Annotated in this window: 10 protein-coding genes; 8 read left to right on the plus strand and 2 right to left on the minus strand. The window is 71.7% G+C overall.

The features are described 5' to 3' along the window. From ACZ4YY_RS17350 to ACZ4YY_RS17365, 4 genes are all read left to right on the plus strand, one after another. On the plus strand, positions 1–318 hold a 318-nt coding region (locus ACZ4YY_RS17350), incomplete at its 5' end, for an alpha-glucosidase C-terminal domain-containing protein (protein WP_468290223.1). A gap of 28 nt (positions 319–346) precedes the next feature. Beyond that, the gene (locus ACZ4YY_RS17355) at positions 347–1,708 is read left to right on the plus strand and encodes a maltokinase N-terminal cap-like domain-containing protein (protein WP_468290224.1); all 1,362 of its coding nucleotides are present in this window, start codon (positions 347–349) and stop codon (positions 1,706–1,708) included. A gap of 3 nt (positions 1,709–1,711) precedes the next feature. Continuing rightward, entirely contained in the window at positions 1,712–3,925 is a 2,214-nt protein-coding gene (glgB, locus tag ACZ4YY_RS17360; protein ID WP_468290227.1) for a 1,4-alpha-glucan branching enzyme, read from the plus strand. Positions 3,926–3,980: 55 nt separating this feature from the next. Then, positions 3,981–5,075: a glutamate--cysteine ligase 2 gene (locus tag ACZ4YY_RS17365; RefSeq protein ID WP_468290230.1), complete on the plus strand. Its 1,095-nt coding sequence runs from the start codon at positions 3,981–3,983 to the stop codon at positions 5,073–5,075. 282 nt (positions 5,076–5,357) lie between these two features. Here the strand turns inward: ACZ4YY_RS17365 and ACZ4YY_RS17370 are convergent, their stop codons facing one another. Further along, complete coding sequence (locus ACZ4YY_RS17370; RefSeq protein WP_468290233.1) at positions 5,358–5,591, minus strand: DUF6480 family protein; 234 nt, start codon at positions 5,589–5,591, stop codon at positions 5,358–5,360. Positions 5,592–5,763: 172 nt separating this feature from the next. On the opposite strand from ACZ4YY_RS17370, the gene ACZ4YY_RS17375 reads away from it, so the two are divergent. Both ACZ4YY_RS17375 and ACZ4YY_RS17380 read left to right on the plus strand, forming a co-directional pair. Continuing rightward, entirely contained in the window at positions 5,764–7,665 is a 1,902-nt protein-coding gene (locus ACZ4YY_RS17375; RefSeq protein ID WP_468290236.1) for an AMP-dependent synthetase/ligase, read from the plus strand. Between the two features lie 189 nt (positions 7,666–7,854). Beyond that, complete coding sequence (locus tag ACZ4YY_RS17380; RefSeq protein WP_468290239.1) at positions 7,855–8,289, plus strand: ATP-binding protein; 435 nt, start codon at positions 7,855–7,857, stop codon at positions 8,287–8,289. A 33-nt stretch (positions 8,290–8,322) separates the two neighbouring features. On the opposite strand, the gene ACZ4YY_RS17385 is transcribed toward ACZ4YY_RS17380, so the two are convergent. Continuing rightward, on the minus strand, positions 8,323–8,694 hold the full coding sequence (locus tag ACZ4YY_RS17385) for a PRC-barrel domain containing protein (protein ID WP_468290241.1): 372 nt from the start codon (positions 8,692–8,694) through the stop codon (positions 8,323–8,325). Positions 8,695–8,875: 181 nt separating this feature from the next. On the opposite strand from ACZ4YY_RS17385, the gene ACZ4YY_RS17390 reads away from it, so the two are divergent. Together ACZ4YY_RS17390 and ACZ4YY_RS17395 are read left to right on the plus strand one after the other, a co-directional pair. Beyond that, positions 8,876–9,757: an RNA polymerase sigma factor SigF gene (locus tag ACZ4YY_RS17390; protein ID WP_468290244.1), complete on the plus strand. Its 882-nt coding sequence runs from the start codon at positions 8,876–8,878 to the stop codon at positions 9,755–9,757. 289 nt (positions 9,758–10,046) lie between these two features. Beyond that, on the plus strand, positions 10,047–10,729 hold a 683-nt coding region (locus ACZ4YY_RS17395; protein ID WP_468290247.1), incomplete at its 3' end, for a HAMP domain-containing protein.

The following is a 10,729-nucleotide window of genomic DNA, read 5'->3' on the forward strand; positions in this document are numbered from 1 at the left end:
ATGATCGAGATCCGCAAGCAGAACCCCGCTTTCGGACTCGGCTCCTACACCGAGCTGTCCTCCTCCAACCCGGCCGTCCTCGCCTTCCTGCGCGAACACGAGGACGACCTGGTCCTGTGCGTCCACAACTTCTCGCGCTTCGCCCAGCCCACCGAACTCGACCTGCGCCGCTTCGAGGGCCGCTTCCCGGTCGAGCTCTTCGGCGGGGTCCGCTTCCCCGCGATCGGCGAGCTGCCCTACCTGCTCACCCTCGCAGGGCACGGTTTCTACTGGTTCCGGCTCGCCCGAGCCGCATCCCGCGTCGGCCGGCGCCTGTGAGCGTGCGCCGAGGAAAGGACGCGTCACCATGCCGAAGACCGCATCTCTGAGCCCCGGCAGTGCCGTAGGCGTCCGCTCCGCGGGGACGCTCGGCGCACTGCTGCGCGAGTGGCTGCCGCGGCAGCGCTGGTTCGCGGGCAAGGACCGGCCCCTCAACGACCTGCGCCTGCTGTCGATGACGGAGTTGTATCCGGGCTGTCTTCACCTGCTGGTGCAGACCGGCCAGTCCGGCGTGCCCTCGCCCGGCGGCACTCCCCCGCCCGGCGACTGCTACCAGCTGCTCCTCGGCATCCAGAAGCACCTGTCGCCGCGGCTGGGCCGGGCCCTCATCGGCAGGGTCGAGGAGGGCCCGCTGGCCGGTCTGACGGTGCACGACGCGTTGCAGGACCCCCGTTCGGCCCATCTGCTGCTGGAGCGGATGCGGCACCCGGGCCCGCTCGGGCCGCTCAGCTTCGAGTCCGACCCGTCGGTTCCGGTGCCGGCCGGGCTGGCGCCGCGGCTGCTGGAGGCCGAACAGTCCAACACGTCCCTCGTGTACGGCGACGCCTTCATCCTGAAGGTGTTCCGGCGCATCCAGCCCGGGGTGAACCCGGATCTGGAGGTTCCGGTCGCGCTGGCCGGGCAGGGGTGCGGCCGGGTGCCGGCCCCGGTGGCCTGGTTCAGCACCACACACCCCCAGCAGGCGACGCTGGGCGTGCTGCAGCCGTTCCTGCCCGACGCCTCCGACGGCTGGACCCTCGCGTTGGACGCCCTGGCCCACGGGGACGACTTCACCGTGGAGGCGGAGGCGCTGGGCCGGGCCACCGCCGAGGTGCACACGGCGCTCGCCGCGGCCTTCCCCTCCGGTCCGCGCGCCGACAACGCGCGCACCGCGACGGCCATGACCGAGCGGCTGGAGGCCGCCGCGCACCACGTGGCGGCGCTGCGCCCGTACGTGCCGCGGCTCATCACCGCCTTCGACGCGCTCGCGGCCTGCGACCCGGGGCCGGCCGCCCAGCGCATCCACGGCGACCTGCACCTCGGGCAGGTGCTGCGCGCCGGACGGGAGTGGTTCGTCATCGACTTCGAGGGCGAGCCGTCCCGTCCGCTGGCCGAACGGTGCAGCCCGCACTCCCCGGTCCGGGACATCGCCGGCATGCTGCGGTCCTTCGACTACGCCGCCCGCCAGCGCCGGCCCTGGCGTCCGCAGTGGGCGCGTCGCTGCCGGGAGGCGTTCTGCGCCGGCTACGCGGCGCGCGCCGGCTGGGACCCCCGCAAGAAGCACGCGCTGCTGCGTGCCTACGAAACCGACCGAGCCGTCTACGAGGTGCTGTACGAGGCGCGGCACCGTCCCGACTGGCTCCCCGTACCCATGGCGGCGATCGAACGACTCGCCGTCCGAGGAGGCTGACCCATGGCTCTGCGTGACACCTCTCCGCCCGAGTCGGCCGGTCCCCGTCCGTCCGCGGCGCCCCCGCTCGACCCCGCCGACCGCGGGCGCCTGCTGGCGGGAACCCATCACGACCCGCACTCCCTGCTGGGGGCGCACCCGGTGCCGGGCGGGGTCGCCTTCCGGGCGCTGCGCCCCTTCGCCCGGTCGGTGGCCGTCGTGGTGGACGGCGCGCGCACCCCGCTCGGGTCGGAGGGCGACGGCCTGTTCTCGGCCGTCCTGCCGCTCGGCGCGGTCCCCTCGTACACGCTGCTGGTGGCGTACCAGGAGGACGGGGCGGACGAGCAGGAGGTGCACGACCCGTACCGTTTCCTGCCCGCTCTCGGCGATCTCGATCTGCACCTGGTCCGGGAGGGGCGGCACGAGCAGTTGTGGAAGGCGCTCGGCGCACGGCCGATGACCCACCAGGGGGTGGCGGGCACCCGTTTCACGGTGTGGGCGCCGAACGCCCAGGGGGTGCGCCTCGCGGCCGACTTCACGTACTGGGACGGGACGGCCTTCCCGATGCGGTCCCTCGGCGCGTCGGGGGTGTGGGAGCTGTTCCTGCCCGGGGTCGGCGAGGGCACCGCATACAAGTTCGAGATCACCTCCCGCTACGGCCACCGTTTCCTCAAGGCCGACCCGATGGCGCGGTACGCGGAGGTCCCGCCGGACACGGCCTCGATCGTGCACGCTTCGCACCACGCATGGGGTGACGCCGAGTGGATGGCGCACCGGGGTGACGTCCCCGTGCACGAGGCCCCGTTCTCGGTGTACGAGGTGCACCTGCCGTCCTGGCGGCCCGGCCTCACCTACCGTGAACTGGCCGAGGAGCTTCCGGCGTACGTCGCCGACCTCGGTTTCACGCACGTGGAGTTGATGCCGGTCGCCCAGCACCCCTTCTCCGGGTCCTGGGGTTATCAGATCACCGGGTTCTACGCGCCGACCTCGCGGCTCGGTTCCCCCGACGACTTCAAGTACCTCGTGGACCGTCTCCACCAGGCCGGGATCGGCGTGATCATGGACTGGGTGCCGGCCCACTTCCCCAAGGACGACTGGGCGTTGGCCCGGTTCGACGGGGACCCCCTGTACGAGCCCGGGAACGCGCAGCGGGCCGAGCACCCGGACTGGGGGACGTTCGAGTTCGACTACGGGCGGACCGAGGTCCGCAACTTCCTGGTCGCCAACGCCGTGTACTGGTGCGAGGAGTTCCACATCGACGGGCTGCGCGTCGACGCGGTGGCCTCGATGCTGTACCTCGACTACTCGCGGGACTCCGGACAGTGGACGCCGAACGTGCACGGCGGCCGGGAGGACCTGGCCGCGATGGCGTTCCTGCAGGAGATGAACGCGACGGTGTACCGGCGCTGCCCGGGTGTGGTGACGATCGCGGAGGAGTCGACGGCCTGGGGCGGGGTGACCCGGCCGACGGACAGCGGCGGTCTGGGCTTCGGACTGAAGTGGAACATGGGCTGGATGCACGACTCGCTGGAGTACATCGCCAAGGAGCCGGTGCACCGCAAGTATCACCACCACGAGATGACATTCGCGATGATCTACGCGTACAGCGAGAACTACGTCCTGCCGATCTCCCACGACGAGGTCGTGCACGGCAAGCAGGCCCTGGTGTCGAAGATGCCGGGCGACTGGTGGCAGCGGCGCGCCAACCACCGGGCGTACCTGGGCTTCATGTGGGCCCACCCCGGCAAGCAACTGCTGTTCATGGGGCAGGAGTTCGCGCAGGGTTCGGAGTGGTCGGAGGCGCACGGGCCCGACTGGTGGGTACTGGACCCGGCCTACGGCGCCGAGGCCGACCACCGGGGCGTGCGGGACCTGGTCCGTGACCTGAACGGGCTGTACCGGGCGAACCCCTCCCTGTGGCAGCGGGACACCGACCCGGCCGGCTTCCGCTGGGTGCTCTGCGACGCCGCCGACGACAACGTCTTCGCCTTCGTCCGGTACGACGGCGAGGGCACGCCCCTGCTCTGCGTCAGCAACTTCTCCCCCGTGGTCCGGCACGACTACCGCCTCGGGATCCCCGGCGAGGTCCCGGTCTGGTACGAGGCCCTCAACACCGACGCCGCCCGCTACGGCGGCAGCGACGTCGTCCTGCCCGACCCGGTCAAGCCGGAGAACGGGGAGATCTCGCTCACGCTGCCGCCGTTGGCCACGGTGTGGCTGACGCCGTACTCCGTGTGAACGAGGCCCGACGGGGCAGTCGGGTGCGTACCACCTGCCAAAGAGAGGCTATGCCGTGCGCACCGTCGGAGTGGAGGAGGAACTCCTCCTGGTCGACCCGGAGACCGGGGAGCCGAAGGCACTGTCCGCCGCGGTTCTCGCCCGCGCCACGCGGGACCGGGCCACGGAGGACGAGGACGTCTTCGAGAAGGAACTGCACAACCAGATGCTGGAGTTCGCCACCCACCCGCAGTCGGGGATGGACGAACTGGGCGAGGAGATCGTGCGGATACGAGGGGAGGCGGCCCGGCACGCCGGGGAGATCGGGTGCACCGTCGCGGCACTCGCCACCTCGCCGCTGCCGGTGCAGCCGTCCGTCGGGATGAACCGGCGCTACCAGTGGATGGCGGAGCAGTACGGAATCGCCACCCGCGAGCAGCTGGTCTGCGGCTGTCATGTGCATGTATCCGTGGAGTCGGACGAGGAAGGCGTCGGGGTCGTCGACCGGATCCGTCCCTGGCTGCCGGTGCTGTCGGCGCTGAGCGCCAACTCCCCCTTCTGGCAAGGCAAGGAGACGGGGTACAGCAGCTACCGCAGCCGGGTCTGGCTGCGGTGGCCGTCGGCCGGCCCGACCGAACTGTTCGGGTCGGCGGAGCGCTACCACCAGCGCGTGGCGGACATGGTGGCGACGGGGACGATCCTCGACGAGGGCATGGTCTACTTCGACGCCCGGCTGTCGGCCCGGTATCCGACGGTGGAGGTACGGGTCGCCGACGTGTGTCTGCACGCGGACACCGCCGTCCTTCTCGCCACCCTGGTCCGCGGGCTCGTCGAGACGGCCGCGCGGGAGTGGAAGGCGGGCGAGGACCCGGTGGACCACAGTGTCAGCCTGCTGCGGCTGGCCGACTGGAGCGCCGCCCGCTCCGGGCTCACCGGGGACCTGCTCCACCCGGTGACCATGCGGCGCGCCCCGGCCGAGACGGTGGTACGGGCCTTGCTGGACCACGTGGCGGACGCCCTGACCGACACCGGGGATCTGGAGCGGGCCCGCTCGGCCTGTGCCGACCTGCTGCGCCACGGCAACGGCGCCCGGATCCAGCGGGAGATCTGGGAGCGCACGGGGAGTCTGCGCGAGGTCGTCACCGCCTGCGTACGGCACACGCAGGGATGAGGACGAGGGTCCTTGCAGTGCCCGCCCGGGCAGCGCGGCCTGATCAGGCGCTCGTGATGCAAGGACCCCTCGGAGCTCCGAACACAAAGGGAGGCCGGTCAGCTCGCGGCGTCCGGTGCGTGCGATCGCAAGGCGCCGGAAGCTCCTCGTAGCGGAGCCACCAGAGGCTTTCGGCGACGCGGCGAGCGTGCGTGCCGGGCATCGCGAGCCCGGACTCCCTTTCCGTTCGGAGCTCTCACCCCCCTCCGGCTCCGCCCCCGGCCCCCTCCGCGGAGGAGGGGCTCAGAGCATGAGGATCAGCGCGTAGACCAGGAAGAAGGCCGCGACCAGCACGACGAGGCCGATGATCAGGGCGAGCGGGGCCTTGGCCCAGCCCTTGGTGGGATTGTGCGTCTCCCGGGGGCCGGCCTCGGGCATGCTGCTCTCCGCCGGCGGGGTCTCGCCGGGCGGCACTCCGCCGCCCGGTTCCAGCCCGGTGCTGCGTTCGGGTTCGGGATCGGGGTTGAAATGACTCATGTCCCCCGAGTCCCCCGGCCCCTGGGGTCTCCAACGAGGACGGCCGAGATCATCTGAGCGGATCCACTTGTCCGTTCCCGGCCCCAACCGGTCCCACCTGGGCTACATTCGACCACCGTCGATGACAGTGCTCGTCGGCGACGTCACACCCCGTACCCGTCAGGAGCAGCGCATGCGCGATGTCGCCCTCGCTCCCCCCGCCGCATCGCCCCTGACCGGAGGGCTCGCCGACAGCGTTTTCGAGACAGCCGCCGCCACCCCCGCCCGGCCCGCGCTCGCCCGGCGCGCCCCCGGCTCCGGGGTGTGGGAGGAGGTGACGGCCGTCGAGCTGCGCGACGAGGTCGTCGACCTCGCCAAGGGGCTGGTCGCCTCCGGTATCTCCCCCGGTCACCGCGTGGCCGTCATGGCCCGCACCCGCTACGAGTGGTCCGTGCTGAGCTACGCGCTGTGGACGGTGGGCGCCGAGGTGGTGCCGGTCTATCCGACGTCCTCGCGCGAGCAGGTCGAGTGGATCCTGCGGGACTCCGGCTGCGTGGGCGTGGTCGTCGAGGACGAGCAGAGCGTCATGACGGTGGGCTCGGTGTGCGCGAGCCTGCCGGCGCTGCGCCACGTGTGGCAGCTGGACGCCGGGGCGCTCGAGGAACTCGCGCGGCGCGGTGCGGTGGTGCCGCAGACCACGGTGGACTCGCTGCGCCGGATCGTCCTGCCGGACTCGACCGCGGTGATCGCCTACACCTCGGGCACCTCGGGCCGCGCCCTGGGCTGCGCCCTCAGTCACCGCAGCCTGGCCGCGCCCTGCGACACCCTGCTGGCGGGCTGGGGGCACACGGCCGCGGCCCGGGGGCAGGAGCCGTCGGTGCTCGCCTTCCTGCCGTTCTCCCACGTGTACGGCCTGATGATCCAGGGTCTGTGCGTGCGCGGCGGCATCCTCATGGGCCATGAACCCGACCTGAGCGCGACGGCGCTCGCAACGGCGCTGCGGACCTTCCGGCCGACGTACCTCTACGCGGTGCCGTCGGTGTTCGAGAAGATCTACAAGAACTTCCTGCGCACGGCGCAGCAGACGGGCCGCGGCGCCGTGTTCGAGAAGGCCGCGGAGACGGCCCGGGACTTCGCGGCGGCCGTCGAACGCCAGCGCCTCGGCCGCGGCTCGGGGCCCGGTTTCGACCTGCGCCTCCAGCACGCCCTGTTCGAGCGCACGGTGTACCGCAGACTGCGCGCCGCCCTCGGCGGGCGGGTCCACCGGGGCACCTCGGGCGGCTCGCCGCTCCACCGCGACCTGTCCCTCTTCTACGAGGGCATCGGCATCTACGTGCACGACGGCTACGGCCTGACGGAGACCAGCGGGGGCATCACCATGCAGCCGCTGGGCCGGGAGAAGTCGGGTACCGTCGGCCGCGCCCTGCCGGGCACGGACATCCGCGTGGCGGACGACGGGGAGATCCTGGTGCGCGGCCCGTCGGTGTTCCAGGGGTACGTCAACGACGACGGCGCCACCCGGGCGGCGCTGCGGGGCGGCTGGCTGGCCACGGGCGATCTGGGGTTCCTGGACTCCGACGGCTATCTCGCGATCACCGGGCGCAAGAAGGACGTCATCATCACCAGCAGCGGCAAGAGCGTGGCGCCGGCGGCCCTCGAGCAGCGGCTGCGCCTGCATCCGCTGGTCCACCAGGCGGTGGTGGTGGGCGACAACCGTCCCTGCGTGGGCGCGCTGATCACGCTGGACCCCGACTTCCTGGCGCACTGGCGCGGGGGTCTGGCTCTCCAGGGCGACACCAGGAGCCGGGAGATGCGCGAGGAGAACGCGCTGCGGGAGGAGATCGGGCGGGCCGTGGCCGCCGCGAACAGCGCCGTGTCCCGTTCGGAGTCCATCCGCGTCTTCCGGGTGCTGCCGCAGCCGTTCGACCAGGCCAACGGCCTGCTGACGCCTTCGATGAAGCTGCGCCGCGACTCGATCGTGGCGCACTACGCGGCCGAGATCGACGCCATGTACCAGGCCCGCGCCCGCCCCGCCCGACAGCACACCCCGGAGGAGGTGCTGGGCTGGGACGACGCGGACGACGTGTTCCGGTGAGCCGCGTCGGTGGCGCCGGCGTCACGGCGGGCTGGCCCGCCACGTCCGGTCACCGAAGGGCCGCCCGGCGTACACGCCTGTGACCTTCCTGTGCCGGACGCGTAGGCTGCGCGGGCCCGGGAACCCTGACAGTGGCGACGCGAGAGAGCCTGACGAGAAAGGACGACGGCCCGAGGGCCGCACGACGACATGGCAACCGAGCCCCGTGGTAACGATTCACTGACATCCTGGGCGATTCCGAGCCGTACCGCCCGTTTCCCGGGCGAACCGCAGGATGTGACGGGTGCGCGCCTGGCCGCGGAGGAGTTCCTCCGTGATCTCACCCGGGCGTCACCGCCCTCCGCCCCGGAGTGCTGGCACGACATCGTGCTGATCGTCACGGAGCTGTCCTCCAACGCGGTCCAGTACGCGCCGGGCCCCTTCGAGCTGCACCTGCGCCCCACCTTCGACGGTGTGCACGTCACGCTGCACGACACGAGCACCACCGTGCCGTCGCCGCGTCCCTTCCGCCCCGACAGCGGAGGCGGCGGCATCGGCTGGCATCTGATCCACACGCTGTGCTCGCAGGTCAGCGTGGTGACGCACGAAGACGGCAAGGACGTGCACGTCTTCCTGCCCTGGTGACCGCGGCCGCCATCGGCGACCGCGGCCGTTCCGTCAGGCCGTCGTGGTCCCCCGCGGCACGATCCGGCCGTAGTGCTCCCCCACGGCCGTGAGGTACTCGGGGTCCGTGGTCTCGCTGTCGGTCCGGAACCGCGGCGCCTCCTTGACCTCCTCGCCGGTGCAGGACAGCGACAGCCTGCGCTCCGCCGCGTCGACGGTCGTGACCACGCCCACCGGTACGACGGCGCTGCGGCCGAACAGCCAGACGCCGGTGTCGACGACCAGGTGCCGCATTCCGTGGTGCCCGGCCTCCCGTTCGACGTGCCCTATGGTGCTGCCGGCCGCCACGACCGCGTACCCCGTCAGGTCCTGCCCCTCGACATGCCCGCTGTCCGGCGTGTAGGACCATATTCCGTCGATGGTCACGCTGCTCCCTTCTCCCGTTTCACGCACCGGATACCCGGACGGGGCAAGCGCATTCGGGGTGCGGTCGCCCGTCGGCCGAGTCCGGTGCGGCATGAGTCGCACGAGCAGGGGCAGACGAGGCGTGACCGGCCCGACGATCTTGAAGACCCACCGTCGGGCCCCGACGAACGGAGTGAGCGGCATGGATGCCGTGACGGCACAGGCAGGAACGGCCACGGCAGGGCAGGCCGCCGACGACCTGCGGGGAGGGGTTCCGCTCATCGACTCGCCCACCCTCGTGAGTCCCAAGGACGCGCGCGAGCTCTCTCGTCGGTTCTTCGACCGGCTGGCCGTCCTGGAGGAGGGCACGCACGAGTACCAGTACGTGCGCAACACCCTGATCGAGATGAACCTCTCGCTCGTGCGCTACGCGGCCTCCCGCTTCCGCGGCCGGGGCGGCGACGCGATGGAGGACATCGTGCAGGTCGGGACGATCGGCCTGATCAAGGCCATCGACCGGTTCGAGCTGTCCCGCGAGGTGGAGTTCACCTCCTTCGCCGTTCCCTACATCGTCGGTGAGATCAAGCGCTTCTTCCGCGACACGAGCTGGGCCGTCCACGTGCCACGTCGGCTCCAGGAGGCACGGGTCGAACTCGCGCGGGCCACCGAGGAGTTGCAGACGCGGCTCGGCCGTACGCCGACCACGCGGGAGCTGTCGCAGCTGATGTCGCTCTCCGAGGACGAGGTCGTCGAGGCGCGCAAGGCCGCCAACTGCTACACCTCCGCGTCGCTGGACGCGGCGCTCACCTCGGACGGCGGTGCGGACGGCGAGTCCGTGCTGGCCGACTTCATCGGCGCGGAGGAGCCGGCGCTCGAACTGGTCGAGGACTTCCACTCGCTGGCGCCGCTGATCGCCGAGCTGGACGAGCGGGAACGGCGGATCCTGCACCTGCGGTTCGTCGAGGAGCGCACCCAGGCCGAGATCGGCCGGGAGCTGGGGATCTCCCAGATGCACGTGTCCCGGCTCATCAGCCGCATGGTGGGGCGGCTGCGCACCGGGCTGCTCGGCGCCGACCTCGCCTGACGGCCGCGGGCGTCCGAGCCCCGCCGACCCGGCGTCGGCGAGAACCTGATCGAGTACCCCGTTTCCGCCCGTGCATGCCAGGTGCGCGCCCAGTGGAATTCGTGTGAGGGCAAAGTGACGCGACGCTTTGTTCCAGCGCGGACATGTGCGTTAGCCTGCGGCGGATTTCTCTCATCGCGCACATCCGTGAACTGCGGAAATGCACGCACGACATGCGGTGCCGTCCACCCGGACGGCGCGGTTCCGAGTCCCCGGCCGGGGGCTCCTGGGGAGCGGAACGAGGGTACGCATGACCAGCAACACTGCCGAGGTCGCCGACACGGTCCCGGGCGACCAGGAGCTCAGGCAGCTCCTGGCCGGCCTCACGGCCGTGCGGGACGGGGACTTCGGCACCCGGCTGCCCGCCGACGGCGACGGGCTCATGGGTGACATCGCCACCGTGTTCAACGGCATGGTCGACCAGCTGTCCGTGTTCACCTCCGAGGTGACCCGCGTGGCCCGGGAGGTGGGCACGGAGGGCACCCTCGGCGGTCAGGCGGAGGTGCCGGGGGTCTCCGGGACGTGGGCCGACCTGACGGACTCGGTCAACGCCATGGCGGGCAACCTGACGACCCAGGTGCGCGACATCGCGCAGGTGGCGACGGCGGTGGCCAAGGGCGACCTGTCGCAGAAGATCGACGTCCCGGCGCGGGGCGAGATCCTTCAGCTGAAGGAGACCGTCAACACGATGGTCGACCAGCTCTCCGCCTTCGCCGACGAGGTCACCCGCGTCGCCCGCGAGGTCGGCACCGAGGGCCGCCTCGGCGGCCAGGCGCAGGTGCCGGGTGTGGCCGGGGTGTGGCGGGACCTCACCGATTCGGTCAACTTCATGGCCGGAAACCTCACCGCCCAGGTCCGCAACGTGGCCCAGGTGACCACGGCGGTCGCCAAGGGCGACCTGTCGCAGAAGATCACCGTGGACGCCCGGGGCGA

It is taken from the genome of Streptomyces sp. NPDC030143 (genome assembly GCF_055573695.1).

Excerpts from the sequence above, each read along its gene's own strand:
- ACZ4YY_RS17370 (WP_468290233.1), bottom strand. The coding sequence starts at position 5,591 with ATGAGTCATTTCAACCCCGATCCCGAACCCGAACGCAGCACCGGGCTG.
- ACZ4YY_RS17390 (WP_468290244.1), top strand. The coding sequence starts at position 8,876 with ATGGATGCCGTGACGGCACAGGCAGGAACGGCCACGGCAGGGCAGGCC.
- ACZ4YY_RS17380 (WP_468290239.1), top strand. The coding sequence starts at position 7,855 with ATGGCAACCGAGCCCCGTGGTAACGATTCACTGACATCCTGGGCGATT.
- ACZ4YY_RS17355 (WP_468290224.1), top strand. The coding sequence starts at position 347 with ATGCCGAAGACCGCATCTCTGAGCCCCGGCAGTGCCGTAGGCGTCCGC.
- glgB (WP_468290227.1), top strand. The coding sequence starts at position 1,712 with ATGGCTCTGCGTGACACCTCTCCGCCCGAGTCGGCCGGTCCCCGTCCG.
- ACZ4YY_RS17375 (WP_468290236.1), top strand. The coding sequence starts at position 5,764 with ATGCGCGATGTCGCCCTCGCTCCCCCCGCCGCATCGCCCCTGACCGGA.